At 57.7% G+C, this 16,469-nt stretch carries 13 protein-coding genes; 3 read left to right on the forward strand and 10 right to left on the reverse strand.

The window, feature by feature from the left end:
* Window positions 1–3: 3 nt before the first annotated feature.
* The 7 genes from rfbB to trxA form a co-directional block, all read right to left on the reverse strand.
* A complete protein-coding gene (gene rfbB, locus K7H94_RS17690) occupies window positions 4–1,080 on the reverse strand; it encodes a dTDP-glucose 4,6-dehydratase (RefSeq protein ID WP_222951408.1) in 1,077 nt (358 codons plus the stop codon).
* Window positions 1,077–2,336 (reverse strand): UDP-N-acetyl-D-mannosamine dehydrogenase, encoded by a 1,260-nt coding sequence (gene wecC, locus K7H94_RS17695; RefSeq protein WP_150361820.1) that lies wholly within the window; start codon window positions 2,334–2,336, stop codon window positions 1,077–1,079. Before wecC ends, rfbB begins: the two co-directional genes overlap by 4 nt.
* A gap of 2 nt (window positions 2,337–2,338) precedes the next feature.
* Window positions 2,339–3,463: a non-hydrolyzing UDP-N-acetylglucosamine 2-epimerase gene (wecB, locus tag K7H94_RS17700; protein ID WP_222951409.1), complete on the reverse strand. Its 1,125-nt coding sequence runs from the start codon at window positions 3,461–3,463 to the stop codon at window positions 2,339–2,341.
* Between the two features lie 10 nt (window positions 3,464–3,473).
* On the reverse strand, window positions 3,474–4,523 hold the full coding sequence (gene wzzE, locus K7H94_RS17705; RefSeq protein ID WP_021506989.1) for an ECA polysaccharide chain length modulation protein: 1,050 nt from the start codon (window positions 4,521–4,523) through the stop codon (window positions 3,474–3,476).
* Window positions 4,524–4,560: 37 nt separating this feature from the next.
* On the reverse strand, window positions 4,561–5,637 hold the full coding sequence (wecA, locus tag K7H94_RS17710; RefSeq protein WP_021506990.1) for a UDP-N-acetylglucosamine--undecaprenyl-phosphate N-acetylglucosaminephosphotransferase: 1,077 nt from the start codon (window positions 5,635–5,637) through the stop codon (window positions 4,561–4,563).
* Between the two features lie 280 nt (window positions 5,638–5,917).
* Window positions 5,918–7,177: a transcription termination factor Rho gene (rho, locus tag K7H94_RS17715; protein WP_021506991.1), complete on the reverse strand. Its 1,260-nt coding sequence runs from the start codon at window positions 7,175–7,177 to the stop codon at window positions 5,918–5,920.
* Window positions 7,178–7,523: 346 nt separating this feature from the next.
* Window positions 7,524–7,856: a thioredoxin TrxA gene (gene trxA / locus K7H94_RS17720; protein WP_021313352.1), complete on the reverse strand. Its 333-nt coding sequence runs from the start codon at window positions 7,854–7,856 to the stop codon at window positions 7,524–7,526.
* A 116-nt stretch (window positions 7,857–7,972) separates the two neighbouring features.
* Here trxA and rhlB point away from each other — a divergent pair, with 116 nt between their 5' ends.
* A complete protein-coding gene (gene rhlB, locus K7H94_RS17725) occupies window positions 7,973–9,268 on the forward strand; it encodes an ATP-dependent RNA helicase RhlB (protein ID WP_031279615.1) in 1,296 nt (431 codons plus the stop codon).
* 6 nt (window positions 9,269–9,274) lie between these two features.
* A complete protein-coding gene (gene ppx, locus K7H94_RS17730; RefSeq protein WP_031279616.1) occupies window positions 9,275–10,759 on the forward strand; it encodes an exopolyphosphatase in 1,485 nt (494 codons plus the stop codon).
* Between the two features lie 141 nt (window positions 10,760–10,900).
* Here the strand turns inward: ppx and rep are convergent, their stop codons facing one another.
* Entirely contained in the window at window positions 10,901–12,922 is a 2,022-nt protein-coding gene (gene rep, locus K7H94_RS17735; protein WP_058758096.1) for a DNA helicase Rep, read from the reverse strand.
* A gap of 167 nt (window positions 12,923–13,089) precedes the next feature.
* On the opposite strand from rep, the gene ppiC reads away from it, so the two are divergent.
* Window positions 13,090–13,371 carry a peptidylprolyl isomerase PpiC gene (ppiC, locus tag K7H94_RS17740; protein WP_058758095.1) on the forward strand — a complete coding sequence of 94 codons (282 nt, stop codon included), beginning with the start codon at window positions 13,090–13,092 and terminating at the stop codon, window positions 13,369–13,371.
* On the opposite strand, the gene K7H94_RS17745 is transcribed toward ppiC, so the two are convergent.
* The gene (locus tag K7H94_RS17745; RefSeq protein WP_222951411.1) at window positions 13,372–15,432 is read right to left on the reverse strand and encodes an AsmA family protein; all 2,061 of its coding nucleotides are present in this window, start codon (window positions 15,430–15,432) and stop codon (window positions 13,372–13,374) included. It abuts the gene before it with no gap.
* A gap of 61 nt (window positions 15,433–15,493) precedes the next feature.
* On the reverse strand, window positions 15,494–16,267 hold the full coding sequence (gene pdeH / locus K7H94_RS17750) for a cyclic-guanylate-specific phosphodiesterase (protein WP_166720216.1): 774 nt from the start codon (window positions 16,265–16,267) through the stop codon (window positions 15,494–15,496).
* Window positions 16,268–16,469 lie beyond the last annotated feature (202 nt).

Raw genomic sequence — 16,469 nt, forward strand, 5'->3', positions numbered from 1 at the left:
TGCTTAACGCGGGGTGGCTAAGCCCAGTCGCTCGCCGCGATAACTGCCGTTGAGAATCGCCTGCCACCACTGCGGATTGGCCAGATACCACTGCACGGTTTTACGGATGCCGCTGTCGAATGTTTCCTGCGGCGTCCAGCCCAGTTCACGGGCGATTTTACTGGCATCAATGGCATAGCGCAGGTCGTGGCCGGGACGATCGTGGACAAAGGTGATCAGTTCCCGGTAGCTGCTCAGCCCGGCAGCGCGCTGTTGCGGTGCCAGCTCATCCAGCAAATCACACAGCGTCTCCACCACCTCAATATTGCGCCGCTCGTTGTGGCCGCCAATGTTGTAGGTCTCGCCCACTTTGCCGCTGCTGACCACGGTGTAAAGCGCGCGGGCGTGATCTTCCACATACAGCCAGTCACGAATCTGGCTGCCGTTGCCGTACACCGGCAGCGGCTTACCGGCCAGCGCATTGATAATGGTGAGGGGAATCAGTTTTTCCGGAAAATGGTAAGGGCCATAGTTGTTGGAACAGTTGGTGACCACCACAGGCAGTCCGTAGGTGCGCAGCCACGCGCGCACCAGATGGTCGCTGCTGGCTTTGGTCGCCGAATAAGGGCTGCTCGGGGCGTACGGCGTGGTTTCGGTAAAGAAATCTTCCGTGCCGTGCAGATCGCCAAACACCTCGTCGGTGGAGATATGGTGCAGGATGAAGCCCTTCTTGCGCTCATCCGTCATGCCGTTCCAGTAATGGCGCGTCGCCTCCAGCAGCTGGTAGGTGCCGACAATGTTGGTTTCGACAAAGGCGATTGGCCCGTCAATCGAGCGGTCCACGTGACTCTCAGCCGCCAGATGCATGATGCAGTCCGGCTGGTACTGCGCCAGCACGCGATCCAGCGCGGCGCGGTCGCAGATATCGACCTGCTCAAAAGCAAAGCGTGCATCCTGCTCAACCGGTGCCAGCGACGCCAGATTGCCGGCATAGCTCAGCTTATCCACCACCACCACCCGGTGGTCGGTATTGGCAATCAGGAAGCGCACCAGCGCGGAGCCAATAAAACCGGCACCGCCGGTGACTATAAACTGTTTCATCGCCAGACTCCTTTGGTATCCACAATCCACGGCTGCGTCACCTGTTCAGGGGTAACGGCGCGGAACTGTGCATGATCGACCAGCATCACCAGGATGTCGGCGTGTTGCAGGGCATCAGCCAGCGGCACCAGCGTAGCGCGTTCGGCGAGCTGCGGCGGAATATCCGCCACATGCGGCTCGACCACCCAGGTGCGGCCGCTGTGCCAGCCCGCAATACGCTGCGCCACCGACATCGCCGGGCTTTCACGCAGGTCATCAATATTAGGTTTGAATGCCAGACCGAAACAGGCGATGGTCACGTCCGTGGCACGCTTGCCGCTGGCCGTCAGGCACTCGGCCAGCGCCTGTTTAACCTGATCCAGCACCCAGCCCGGCTTGGCATCGTTAACCTCACGCGCGGTCCGGATCAGCCGTGCCTGCTGCGGGTTTTGCGCCACGATAAACCATGGGTCGACCGCAATGCAGTGGCCGCCAACGCCCGGTCCCGGCTGCAGGATATTGACGCGCGGATGGCGGTTCGCCAGCGCAATCAGTTCCCATACGTTGATCCCCTGTTCGGCGCAGATCAGCGACAGTTCGTTGGCAAAGGCGATGTTCACATCGCGGAAACTGTTTTCCGTCAGCTTGCACATCTCTGCGGTGCGCGCGTTAGTTTCCACACACTCGCCGCGCAGGAAAATGCGATACAGTTCGCTGGCGCGCGCTGAACAGGCCGGCGTCATGCCGCCAATCACGCGGTCATTTTCCAGCAACTCGACCATCACTTTCCCCGGCAGCACGCGCTCCGGGCAATAAGCGATAAACACGTCAGGTTGCTCGCCGTGCTGCGGGAAGCGCAGATCCGGGCGCGCCGCCGCCAGCCATTGCGCCATCTGTTCAGTAGCGCCCACCGGCGAGGTTGATTCGAGGATCACCAGATCGCCGGCCTTCAGCACCGGCGCAATCGACAGCGCTGCCGCCTGCACGTAGCTGAGATCCGGCTGATGATCGCCGACAAACGGCGTCGGCACGGCAATCAGAAAGGCGTCGGCAGCTTCAGGCTGGGTGGTGGCGCGCAGGTTGCCGTTGTGCACCGCTGCACGTACTACGTCGCCCAGCTCAGGCTCGACGATATGAATTTCGCCGCGATTAATGGTTTCCACCGCGCGCGCATTGATATCCACGCCGATGACCTGTTTCCCGTGCGACGCAAAAACGGCTGCCGTCGGCAGCCCAATGTAGCCCAGTCCGATAACGGAAATGGTTGAAAAACGCATAGTTAAACTCTGTGTTGTTTAAGTGCATGCAGGATGCGCGCGCAGGCATGGCCGTCGCCATACGGATTGTGCGCGCGGCTCATCGCCTGCCACGCCTCGTCGTCCTGCAATAGCAGGCTGACTTCAGCAACAATTTTATTCACGTCGGTGCCGACCAGCTTCACCGTACCGGCCGCGACCGCTTCCGGCCGCTCGGTGGTTTCACGCATCACCAGCACCGGTTTGCCCAGCGACGGCGCCTCTTCCTGGATACCACCGGAATCGGTAAGAATCAGCCAGGCGCGATTCATCAGCCAGACAAACGGCAGGTACTCCTGCGGCTCAATCAGAATGATGTTGTTGATACCGCTCAGAATACGGTTCACCGGCTCGCTGACGTTAGGGTTGAGGTGCACCGGATAGACGATTTGCAGCTGCGGATGCTGACGCGCCAGCTGCGCCAGCGCGCTGCAGATGCGTTCAAAGCCTTCGCCAAAGCTTTCGCGCCGATGGCCGGTAACCAGAATCAGCTTTTTACCGGCCTCAAGGAACGGGTAACGCGCCGCCAGGCGGGCATTGAGATCGGCATCATCCAGCACGCGATCGCGTACCCACAGCAGCGCATCGATCACCGTATTGCCGGTGACGAAAATGCGCGCGTCGGGCAGATTTTCGCGCAGCAGGTTTTGCCGCGAATTTTCTGTCGGCGTGAAGTGATAGCTGGCGAGATGGCCGGTCAGGGTGCGGTTGGCCTCCTCCGGCCACGGTGACATCAGGTTACCGGTCCGCAGACCCGCCTCAACGTGGCCCACCGGAATTTGATGGTAAAACGCGGCCAGGCTGGCGGCAAAGGTAGTAGTGGTATCGCCGTGCACCAGCACGACATCCGGCTGGAAGTCTGCCAGTACGGTCTTCATACCCTGCAAAATGCGGCTGGTGATCTCGGTCAGCCCCTGTTCGGGCCGCATAATATTGAGGTCATAGTCGGGCTGCAGCCGGAACAGGCGCAGGACCTGGTCAAGCATTTCACGATGCTGTGCCGTCACGCACAGGCGCGATTCGAAGGCAGCATCCTGCGCCAGTGCCTGCACCAGCGGAGCCATTTTGATCGCTTCAGGGCGCGTGCCAAATACAGTCAGAACTTTCACGCGGATTCTCTTAGTGACGGTTGGCGAATGTTGCACGCGGACGACGCACCAGCGCTACGCCGGCACCCACCAGCGCACCGATCGCGCCCCACATCACCATCATAAACAGACGACGTGGGCTATCGCGGCTGACCGGCTCTTCCGGCGTGCGCAGGTAACGGTAGGTCTGGAACGGTTTATCCAGGCGCGGCCCGGCCTGCAGTGTGTTGAGCATCGCCCTGTTTTGATCATAGCTTAAATCGTAAGCAGGTCCGCTGGCTTGCAGGGTATCCAGCTGCGCCTGCAGCATCTGCTGCCCCAGCAGGAAGCGATCGCTGTCCGGCAGCGCTTCTCCGCTGACCGGCGCGCGGTTCTCTTTAATGCCCTGCTGGCTGGCCACTTTCAGCGCCTGCTCGATGCGCTGGCGACGGCGATCAAACACCGCCTGTGCCACTTCCTGCTGACGACTGACCTGCGCCTGCAGCTGCACGCTGCGCGCCTGCCACGCACCTTTGAGCTCATCGTTGAGATGACGCGCGGCGCGTTCGCTGGCATAGGCAATGTACTGCCGCAGCAGATTGTTGGCGTCGCCGGCGGTCTCCGCGATCAGCTTAATGTTATCCAGCGTATTGTGGGTGGCATCGGCCGGGGTGAACTGAATGTTGGTGATCAGATCGTCGAGCAGCGCGGCATCATTGTGCGCATTACCGCTTTTGCGGCTCTTATAGTAATCAGTCTGCAGCCAGAAATCGCGACGCGTATCCCACGACGCCAGCTGCATGGTGAACTCCTGATAGACCTCATCCATCACCGTCGGTGCTGGCGTATTCAGGCTGACGGTCTCGTTGCGCACATCCAGATTATTGAGGAACTGCTGCTGCACAAAGAATGCGCCCAGCATATTCACCGTCGGCCGATCGGTCACCGCCGTGGCGCTCCAGGATTGCTTCATTAGCATGGAAGCCAGCCACGCCAGCAGCGCAAACAGCAGCGCCAGGCCAATAATCCAGCCTTTGCCGCGCCACAGCGTGCAGCCGAGGCCGCGTACATCCAGTTCGTTCTCCACAACGACAGAGGTCATAACAAAAGTGTCCTTATCCGGGTACTTATCTGGGTAATTATTTTTTCTCTTCGCCGCTGCTTTGCCAGCGACGTTTGATACGACGGATTTTGCGCGCGACGCGCCATGCATGTTTCAGGCAATAACCGTAAAGGAGGAAAGCAGCGAGGAACAGCGCCAGCATGACCCACTCGGGAATAAATGCCAGATATTCGCCCAGCACGCCGATCCCGGCCAGCAGCGCGGCGGCCACGGTAATCAATAAAAAGGCCTGGCGGGAGGTAAAACCGGCCCGCATGATCAGGTGATGGATATGCTGACGATCGGCCGAGAACGGGCTCATGCCCTTGCGCAGGCGACGATACATGATCGCCACCATGTCCATCAGCGGAATAGCAATCAGCCACAGGGCGGTAACTGGCGTGATGGGATGGCTGAGGCCCTGCGTCGTTTCCAGCAGAATCCAGATGATGGTGAAGCCGATCATGGTACTGCCGGCATCACCCATAAACACTTTATAACGGCGGCCTAAAAAGCCGAGATTAAGCAGAATGTAGGGAATAGTGGCGGCGATCATCGCGAAGCACCACATCGCCAGGCTGGTCTGTCCGTCAAAGTAGAGGATGATGCCCATCGCGGCGAAGGTGACGCAGGATAAGCCACCCAGCAGACCATCAATACCGTCCACCATATTGAAAGCATTGATCGCTGCCCATACCGCGAACAGCGTCAGCACATAGCCGAAAGGCCCGACGATCAGCTCGACCGGACCAATGATAAACCCCAGGCTCAGTAAATAGAGTTTTGCCCCGACCATCATCACGATGGCAATCGCCGCCTGAACCACGGCACGGATTTTGACGCTGATATCAAAGCGGTCATCGAGCGCGCCGACCAGCACCAGTACCCCGGCGCAGAAAAGGTACAGTACGGCGTGCGGCAGATAATAATTTGAGATGGCAAAGGCGAAGCAAATCCCCGCATACACGGAGATACCGCCGACTAACGGAATGGCGCCATGGTGTCGTTTTCTGGAATTCGGCGTGTCCACAAGCCCAATTTTTTTAGCCGCTTTACGAGCAAAAAACAGGAACGCTAAAGAAAAAAGAAATACTAAACCAAGCTCAGTACTCATAGTGAGTAAATTCACGTTAACGCTCTCAGCTAAAATCATGGGCAACAATAAGCAATTTTCCCGCCATTGCTGTATATCCCTGGTCTGAATTCTGTCGCAGCGCGTGCGTTTGCTGAAAAAACCGCCGCTTTGCTGCCTCAGTCAATATGTCTGCTTCCTGACAGGCATAATCCTAATGCCCACAAATGAAAAACGCCACGTTAAGACGTGGCGTTAGTCATAAATCCTGGCAATTTGTGCCTTTAGCCGGCTGGCTCAGGCCGTTACCGGCGGCAACAGATTACGAGCGTTTCATCATATCGAAGAATTCGTCGTTGGTTTTGGTCATTGCCAGTTTATTAATGAGGAACTCCATCGCATCAATTTCACCCATCGGATGGATGATTTTGCGCAGGATCCACATTTTCTGCAGCTCTTCCTGAGAGGTGAGCAGCTCTTCTTTACGCGTACCGGAACGGTTGTAATCGATAGCCGGGAACACGCGCTTCTCAGCGATTTTACGTGACAGGTGCAGTTCCATGTTACCTGTACCTTTAAACTCTTCGTAAATCACTTCGTCCATCTTCGAACCGGTATCAACCAGCGCGGTGGCGATGATGGTCAGGCTGCCGCCCTCTTCCACGTTACGTGCCGCACCGAAGAAACGCTTCGGACGATGCAGGGCGTTGGCGTCAACACCACCGGTCAGGACTTTACCCGACGCCGGCACTACGGTGTTGTAGGCGCGCGCCAGACGGGTGATGGAGTCCAGCAGGATGATAACGTCTTTTTTGTGCTCGACCAGGCGCTTAGCCTTCTCGATCACCATCTCTGCAACCTGCACGTGACGCGAGGCCGGTTCGTCAAAGGTCGACGCGATAACTTCGCCTTTCACCAGACGCTGCATTTCGGTCACTTCTTCCGGACGCTCGTCAATCAGCAGCACCATCAGTACGCAGTCAGGGTAGTTATACGCGATGCTCTGCGCGATGTTCTGCAGCAGCATGGTTTTACCGGCTTTCGGCGGTGCGACGATCAGACCACGCTGACCACGACCGATTGGCGATGCCAGATCCAGCACGCGCGCCGTCAGGTCTTCGGTCGAACCGTTACCACGCTCCATGCGCAGACGGTTGTTCGCGTGCAGCGGCGTCAGGTTTTCAAACAGAATCTTGCTACGGGCGTTTTCTGGCTTGTCATAGTTAACTTCGTTAACTTTCAGCAGCGCAAAATAGCGTTCACCTTCTTTCGGTGGGCGGATTTTGCCAGAAATGGTGTCACCAGTGCGGAGGTTGAAGCGGCGGATTTGGCTGGGAGAAACGTAGATATCATCGGGACCGGCGAGGTAGGAGCTGTCTCCGGAGCGGAGGAAACCAAATCCATCCTGCAGTATCTCCAGCACACCATCACCGAAGATGTCTTCGCCGCTCTTCGCGTGTTGTTTCAGGATGGCGAAAATAATGTCCTGTTTGCGCATACGCGCCAGGTTTTCCAGCCCCATATTTTCGCCGAGAGTAATCAGCTCAGAAACCGGCGTATTCTTTAATTCGGTAAGATTCATAGTGATGGGTTCTTAAACTCGGGGTAATTCTCGAAATGTTTGTCGTGAATGGTATGGCAAAAATTCCATGCCTGTTAATGGCTCTTTTTCAACGCTGCTCGACGGTTATCGTCAGATGTGGCGATAGGAAGCGAGGAGACGGTCGAAAGGTGATGCCGAATGTGCTAGCCGTCAGATTGCCAAACCACGAAAACGTTCAATGCGAGCTGGGTCTGACAAGGGAAAACTTTAGATGCAAACTACAAGGTAAGTGCGTAATGCAGTGAGGTCAACTTAACACGCCTGAAGGGAGACGTCCAGCAGTGGCGAAAAAATTCACCACTGCCGAACAAACACCGCGCCGGGCTTAGGCCAGGTTAGCGTTCAGGAACTCTTTCAGCTGACCTTTAGACAGCGCACCCACTTTGGTCGCCGCCACTTCGCCGTTCTTGAACAGCAGCAGGGTCGGAATACCGCGAATACCGTATTTTGGCGCAGTACCTGGGTTTTCATCAATGTTCAGCTTGGCGATGGTAAGCTTACCGTCGTACTCTTCTGCGACTTCGTCGAGAATCGGGGCGATCATTTTGCAAGGACCACACCATTCAGCCCAGAAATCTACCAGCGTCACACCGTCGGCTTTCAGCACGTCAGTGTCGAAACTGTCATCGGTCAGGTGAACGATTTTATCGCTGCTCATGTTTAACTCCAAAGATTATGCCTGGCGAATTGGCGTAAAATATACCAACGTAGGTTGACTTTATTTCATCGGATACGCTTTCGTAAAGCGATAGTAAGCTGATATTCTACCACACTATGAGCAAAACACACTTAACAGAACAGAAGTTTTCCGACTTCGCCCTGCACCCACAGGTAGTGGAAGCCCTTGATAAGAAAGGCTTTCATAACTGCACGCCGATTCAGGCGCTCGCGTTGCCTTTTGCGCTTTCAGGGCGTGATGTCGCGGGTCAGGCGCAAACCGGTACCGGCAAAACGATGGCGTTCCTGACGTCAACGTTTCATTATCTTCTTTCTCATCCTGCTGCTGAAGGCCGTCAGGTTAATCAGCCACGCGCGCTGATCATGGCACCGACGCGTGAGCTTGCGGTGCAGATTCATGCCGATGCCGAGCCGCTGGCGCAGGCCACCGGTCTGAAGCTGGGCCTGGCCTATGGTGGCGACGGCTATGACAAGCAGCTGAAAGTGCTGGCAGACGGTGTCGATATTCTGGTGGGCACCACCGGACGCCTGATTGACTACGCCAAACAAAATCACATCAACCTCGGCGCCATTCAGGTCGTGGTACTGGATGAAGCGGATCGCATGTTCGATCTCGGCTTCATTAAAGACATTCGCTGGCTGTTCCGCCGCATGCCGCCGGCCACCCAGCGCCTGAGTATGCTGTTTTCGGCCACGCTTTCTTATCGCGTACGTGAACTGGCGTTCGAGCACATGAACAACGCCGAATACGTCGAAGTTGAGCCCGAGCAGAAAACCGGCCACCGTATTAAAGAAGAGCTGTTCTACCCTTCGAACGAAGAGAAGATGCGTCTGCTGCAGACCCTGCTGGAAGAAGAGTGGCCGGATCGCGCCATCGTCTTCGCCAACACCAAGCACCGCTGTGAAGATATCTGGGGCCACCTGGCTGCCGATGGCCACCGCGTGGGCCTGCTGACCGGCGACGTGGCGCAGAAAAAACGCCTGCGCATTCTGGACGACTTCACCAAAGGTGACGTGGATATCCTCGTTGCCACCGACGTCGCCGCGCGCGGCCTGCACATCCCGGCAGTTACGCACGTCTTCAACTACGACCTGCCGGACGATCGCGAAGATTACGTGCACCGCATTGGCCGTACCGGTCGTGCTGGCGCCAGCGGTCACTCCATCAGCCTGGCCTGTGAAGAGTACGCGCTCAACCTGCCGGCGATTGAAGAGTACATCGGTCACGGTATTCCGGTGAGCAAGTACAACAGCGACGCCCTGCTGAGCGACCTGCCGCCACCGAAACGCCTGCAGCGTAACCGCTCGGGCAACGGTCCACGTCGCGGTGGCAACAACAGCAACCGTCGCGGCGGTGCCCCGCGCAACAACAACCGTAAACGTTCGGGTTAAGCACACATGCTAAGCGCATCGTCACTTTATGCTGCGATTGATTTAGGTTCTAACAGCTTTCATATGTTGGTGGTGCGCGAAGTGTCCGGCAGTATTCAGACCGTCGCGCGAATTAAACGCAAGGTGCGTCTGGCGGCAGGTCTTGATGCGGCCAACCATCTCTCGGCTGAGGCGATGCAGCGCGGCTGGCAGTGCCTGCGTCTGTTCTCCGAGCAGTTGCAGGACATTCCCCCGGAACAAATCCGCGTGGTGGCAACCGCCACGCTGCGCATTGCCAGTAACGCGCAGGATTTCCTGACTCAGGCGGAACAGATTCTCGGCTGCGCGGTGAACGTCATCAGCGGTGAGGAAGAAGCGCGCCTGATCTATCAGGGTGTTGCGCACACCACCGGCGGCTCTGACCAGCGGCTGGTGGTCGATATCGGCGGCGGCAGCACCGAGCTGGTGACCGGCGAAGGTGCGCATGCTACTACGCTGTTTAGCCTGTCGATGGGCTGTGTGACCTGGCTGGAGCGCTTCTTCAGCGATCGTCATCTCGCCAAAGAGAACTTTGCCCAGGCCGAACAGGCCGCACGTGAAATGATCCGTCCGATTGCGCCGGCACTGCGAGAGAAAGGCTGGCAGATTTGCGTGGGCGCGTCCGGCACAGTCCAGGCGCTGCAGGAGATCATGGTGGCGCAGGGCATGGATGAGCGCATCACCCTGAGCAAACTGCAGCAGCTTAAGCAGCGTGCCATTCAGTGCGGCAAGCTGGAGGAGCTGGAGATTGAAGGCCTGACGCTGGAGCGTGCGCTGGTGTTTCCCAGCGGCCTGTCGATTCTGATCGCCATTTTCCACGAGCTGAGCATTGAGAGCATGACGCTGGCCGGCGGCGCACTGCGCGAAGGGCTGGTGTACGGCATGCTTCATCTGCCGATTGACCGCGATATTCGCAGCCGCACGCTGCAGAACGTTCAGCGTCGTTTCGCCATTGATGTTGAGCAGGCGGGCCGCGTGCGCCAGCTGGCAGAGAGCTTTTTCCGTCAGGTGAGCAGCAGCTGGAAGCTGGATCAGCGATGTCGCGATTTACTCCTCAGCGCCTGTTCAATCCACGAAATTGGCCTGAGCGTTGATTTCCGCCAGGCACCGCAGCACGCCGCGTATCTGATTCGCCATCTCGATCTTCCTGGTTTCACCCCCGCACAGAAAAAAATGCTGGCCTGCCTGCTGCAGAACCAGAGCGGCAGCATTGATCTGGCGCTGCTGACGCAGCAAAACGCCGTGCCGCCGCGCATGGCAGAGCGGCTGAGCCGTCTGCTGCGGCTGGCAATTATCTTCTCCAGCCGGCGGCGCGACGACACGCTGCCGGCGGTGCGTCTGCAGGCGGATGATGATGCGCTGCACCTGACGCTGCCGGCAGGCTGGCTGGCTGCGCATCCGCTGCGCGCCGAGCTGCTGGAGCAGGAGAGCCATTACCAGTCGTATGTGCACTGGCTGCTGACGATTTCCTGATCGAACCTGCTGATGCTGCGTTGAAAAACGCCCGGCAACTGCGCTTTTACGCGAGTGAAGTTTGCTTTGCCGGGCGCTTTGCCTCTGCGGCGCGCGCAACAGATTTCGCCACAGGCCAGGCTTGCGGCTGTGACGAAACCATTACCCCTTCTTCGCATTCTCCAGCATCGCACGTAAGCCGGCGACGCGCGTTTGCCCGGTTTTCACCCGCTCTTCGGCGCTGATCACCTTTTTCTCACGCTCCCACGCCACATCATCCTGCGGCAACTCCAGCAGGAAGCGGCTTGGTTCCGGACGCACCAGCTCGCCGTACTGACGGCGCTCGCGGCACAGGGTAAAAGTCAGTTCTTTCTGCGCGCGGGTGATGCCCACGTAGGCCAGGCGACGCTCCTCTTCGATGTTGTTCTCATCGATACTGCTCTGATGCGGCAGCAGCCCCTCTTCCATGCCCACCAGATAGACATAGGGGAACTCCAGGCCTTTCGAGGCGTGCAGCGTCATCAGCTGGACCTGATCGAGCTCTTCGTCACTCTCACCGCGCTCCATCATGTCGCGCAGGGTAAAACGCGTCACCACCTGCGCCAGCGTCATCGGCTCGTTAAGTTCGTCGCCCTCCAGCATTTCGGTCATCCACTGAAACAGCGTATTGACGTTCTTCATGCGCATTTCCGCCGCTTTCGGGCTGGGGGAGGTTTCAAACAGCCAGCTTTCGTAGTCGATGCCGCGAATCAGGTCGCGCACCGCATTCACCGGTTCACGCTCGGTGAGCTGAACGATTTCATTCAGCCAGTGGGTAAAGCGCTGCAGATGCTCCAGCCCGCGCCCGGAAAGCGTCTGTTCCAGCCCCATATCAAAGCTGGCGTTAAACAGGCTTTTGTTGCGCAGATTGGCCCACTCACCCAGCTTCTGCAGCGTCGCGGGGCCGATCTCGCGGCGTGGCGTGTTCACGATGCGCAGAAACGCGCTGTCATCTTCCGGATTGGTCAGCACGCGCAGATACGCCAGCAAGTCTTTGATTTCCGGCCGCGAGAAAAACGACGTGCCACCGGAGATGCGATAAGGAATACGGTTCTGCATCAGCAGCTTTTCAAACACGCGCGACTGATGGTTACCGCGATAAAGAATCGCGTAATCTTTGTACTGGGTTTTATTAATAAAGTGATGGGCAATCAGCTCGCCCGCCACGCGCTCGGCTTCGTGATCTTCGTTGTTGGCGCTCAGCACTTTCAGCTCGCTGCCCTCGCCCAGCTCAGAGAACAGCCGCTTTTCAAATACGTGCGGATTGTTGGCGATGAGGATATTGGCGCATTTAAGAATACGCTGCGTCGAGCGATAGTTCTGCTCCAGCTTCACCACTTCCAGCGCCGGGAAGTCCTCTTTCAGCAGCACCAGGTTCTGCGGCCGCGCGCCGCGCCACGAGTAGATAGACTGATCGTCATCACCGACCACGGTAAAGCGCGCCCGGGCACCGACCAGCAACTTTACCAGCTCATACTGGCTGGTGTTGGTGTCCTGATACTCATCCACCAGCAGATAGCGGATGCGCTGTTGCCAGCGTTCGCGCACTTCCTGATTCCGCTGCAGCAGCAGGGTCGGCAGCAGAATCAGATCGTCGAAATCCAGCACGTTACAGGCTTTCAGATGCTGATCGTACAGCGCGTAGCAGTGGGCAAAAATCTGGTCGCGCTGCGATTTGGCGAGACCGGCCGCACCCTGCGGATCGACCAGGTCATTTTTCCAGTTGGAGATGGTGGAAATCAGCTGCTGTAACAGGGTTTTATCTTCTTCCAGCCACTGTTTGGTCAGGTCCTTAAGCAGCGCCAGCTGATCCTGATCGTCGAACAGCGAGAAGGTCGATTTCATGCCGAGCGCCTTGTATTCGCGCTTGATGATCTCCAGGCCCAGCGTGTGGAAGGTTGAGATCATCAGGCCGCGCGCCTCTTTGCGTCCCAGCGTTTGCGCCACACGTTCTTTCATCTCGCGCGACGCCTTGTTGGTGAAGGTTACCGCCGCGATATGGCGCGCCTGATAGCCGCATTCACGGATCAGATGGGCGATTTTATTGGTGATCACGCGGGTTTTACCGGAACCCGCACCGGCCAGCACCAGACAGGGACCGGTGACAAATTCGACAGCACGTTGTTGGCCGGGATTAAGACGCATAGAAAAACATCACTCAATTTAATCAGACAGGAAGATTTACATCGCGCCGTAGGGTGCGCATTGATGCGCACCTGAGCGCAAAGGTCGCCATCAATGGCGACCCTACAACTGACGCGCACTACGCTATAATGCGTCGAATATTATACATACATAACGGGAACACCATCATGGCGAAAACCGCGGCGGCTTTACATATCCTGGTGAAACAGGAAGCGCAGGCGAAAGCGCTGCTGGCGCAGCTGGAAAAAGGCGCGAACTTTCAGCAACTGGCAAAAAAACACTCGACCTGCCCGTCCGGGCGTAACGGGGGCGATCTGGGGGAGTTTCGCAAAGGGCAGATGGTGCCGGCATTTGATAAAGCGGTGTTCACCTGCCCGCTGCTGCAACCTTACGGACCGGTGAAAACCGCTTTCGGCTACCACATCATCAAAGTGCTGTGGCGTAACTGATCACTTTTTGCTTTTCATCTGCTGGAGCACGTTGCTGCACTGATTATCATCGGTGTCGCTTGGTGAAATCAGCGCCAGCAGTGCAGCCGCCGGCGCGACCACTGCCCCCAGCGCGACGGCTGCGGCACCACGCGCCAGCAGCGGACCGGCTTTGACTCCGGCATCCGGGTTTTTGAAGGTGCCGCGCACATACAGCGGCGAACGCAGCGTAATGATACGAATGCCCTTGCTCTCCGGATTGATCGACAGATCCAGTCGCTCATTAGCAAAGTTAGCGTTGCCGGTAACGTTAATCACCGCGTTCTCGGTATCAAACACGAACAGCCGCGGCGTCGCCAGTCCCTGACGGATATTCAGGTCGGTCGCGGCACAGTTGATGCGCACCTCATCGTCGCCAAACAGTTTACCCACCACATAGTTACCGACGTTCAGCCCGGCAATCTCCATCAGGCTGCGACTGATCAGGCCATCGTTCATCAACAGTTTCAGCTCGCCATTGCTGGTGCCCAGCAGGTCGGCCACCGAATTGCCGATGCCGGTCAGGCTGGCATCCCCGTTGAGCTGGCCGAGACTACGCTGCATGGCGGTGACATCCGGGAACAGCTGACGCAGTTGCAGCTTGCGCGCATGCAGATCGGCGCGGCCGCGCATCGGTGAGCGATCGCCCTCCAGATGGATGGTCGAATTAATGCTGCCGCCGGCCATGCCGAAGCGCAGCGGATCCAGCAGCAGGTCGCCATTTTTCAGCTGCAGATGGGTATAGAGATCGCTGAGCGGCAGCTTGCTGCTGTGCTCGATACGCTTGCCGCTGAACTTCACGTCAGCGTCCATCACATCCCAGTTTTTGGTATCGAACTTGTCATGTGGCAACACGCGATCCGCCGGCTGGGTGCTGGCCTCACCGCGCTGTGCTTTGGCCTGCGCCGTTTTTTCACTGCCCTTGCCGGAGTTAACCCCAATCAGCGGCCCAAGGTCCGCCATACGCAGCTGGTTCGACGTCAGCTCGCCGCTCAGCGTCGGACGCGGTTTGCCCTGACGGTAGCTGAGCGAACCGTGAATATCGCTGTCACCAATATGACCGTTGAATTTTTCGTAGCGGAACAGCGGCCCTTTCTCTTCGTTGAAACGCGCAATCAGGTGGCCGTCAGTTTCATACGGTGGCGTGTCCGGCAGCAGCACGCCGGTTAAGCCGTACAGATTTGCCAGCGTGTCGCCGGAGAAGCGCAGCCGCACATCCAGCCCGCCGAGATTGAGCGGATCCTGCAGGGTGCCATCCACGCGCACACGTGTGGTGCCATTGCGTACGTCGAGCTGCAACGGGAACGGCGTAGTTTTGCTGCGCAGGGACAACATACCGCCAATCTTACCGTCGCCATCGAGTTTCTGGTTGTTGTAGGTCCCGCTCGCCTGCCAGCCAAACACAAAATCGCCGGCCCCTTTTTGCTGGTCGTTACCGCCCGCGACCTGCGCGTACGGCACCGGTTTACCCAGCGGATTGATCTTCACCGTGACATCGGCTTTGTTGATGGCGTCGCGATAGCGCAGCTGTCCTTGATCGAACAGGATATTATCAAGGCGGAATGACCATGCCGAAGGCGGCGCGTTGGGGTCGCTGTTTTCGCTGCTGGCGAGGTTGAAAGTCCAGTTATTTTTCTTATCGGCGGTCTGCACCAGTCGCGCATCCGGCTGCTGCATCTTAATCCACGGCAGGTAAATCTCTTTGTGCAGCAGCGCCAGCGGCGCCAGCGTGGCTTCCACCCGCTGCAAATGCACCATTGTCACTTCCGGCACGCTGGGCGGATTACCGAGCATAACATCGTCAGCGTGCACCTGCGGCCACGGCACCCAGCTGCGCCAGCCTGGCTCTTCGCGATTGCGCACCCAGGCAACGCCAAGATCGCCGCGAATAGCGAACGGTCGGTTCAGTTCTGCCGAGACTTTCTGGTTGATGGTTGGCTTCAGGCGGTTCCAGTCAAAGGTGGCGATAATCACCACGACCACCACAACCAGCAACAATAAAATCCCGACCACCCAGCTAATTATTTTTCCTGTACGCGACATTTTGCCTCCTCCTTGCCCTTCCACGTCTCCTTAAAGATAGTCGAGACGCGGCAGAACGGAATTACGGAAGCTCAAGTACCAGGTTTTCCAGCTGGTTAAACGGCAGCGGACGTGAAAAATAATAGCCCTGTGCGGCCATGGCGGGCGAGTTGCGTACCTGCTGCCACTCCTCCTCGTTTTCCACCCCTTCGACGATCACGCCGTTACAGTAACGGTTGATCAGCGCCAGCAGCATGGAGAACAGCGAACGCCCTTCATCACTGGCGCGCAGCAGAATAAACAGCTCGCGCGAAAGCTTGATGTAGTCGTAGCGCAGTTCGGTCAGCGCGGAGAAGTTCGCCATGCCGGACCCAAAGTCATCCAGCCACAGCGGGCCCAGCTCCGGCATCTGCGCCACCATCTCTTCCTGCGGCAGCGCGTGGTGCTCGGTCAGTTCGAAGCGCACCCACGGCAGTTGAACGATCAGCGCGCGCACGGGCGCATGCTGCTGAATGGCCAGTAACGTGGGTCCATCAATATTGACGGAGGCCACCAGCTGACGCTGGCTGAAGAAGGAAGCCCACTGTAATAACAGTTCAAGCTGCTCCTGGACGATGTCGAGACGCTGGGCAATGGTCAGCGCCTCGAAATAGTCTTCGGGTGACACGTTTTGCTCAGGTGCGGCGGGATGCACCACGGCGGTAAGCAGTTCAATAGCCAGTAAGCGGCCAGAAACCTGGTAAATCGGCTGGAAAGTGTAGCACCGTTGGCACTGCTGCCAGTAGAGACGGGTTTCCTGTTGTTGCTCAAGTTCGGGAGAAAAAGGCAGCCGATGACTCAAATTCTTCATCACCATGGTGTTTTCCTGGTTGGTATTGAGTGCCTGCAAATAGCATCTCAGTGGCAAGTATCGGCTCTCCCCTGGATAACTTTATTGGTCTGCGCAGCCACACGAGCTGTTGAGTCTAGCAGCGTGTCTGCGGCTTAATCGGCAAAACAACCCCCGGTTTGGCCGCTAAATCGGTGCAGAAGCGCGGTTTTACGCCTTAAGGCAAATT

This window comes from Pantoea dispersa, assembly GCF_019890955.1.
Taxonomy (GTDB): domain Bacteria; phylum Pseudomonadota; class Gammaproteobacteria; order Enterobacterales; family Enterobacteriaceae; genus Pantoea; species Pantoea dispersa.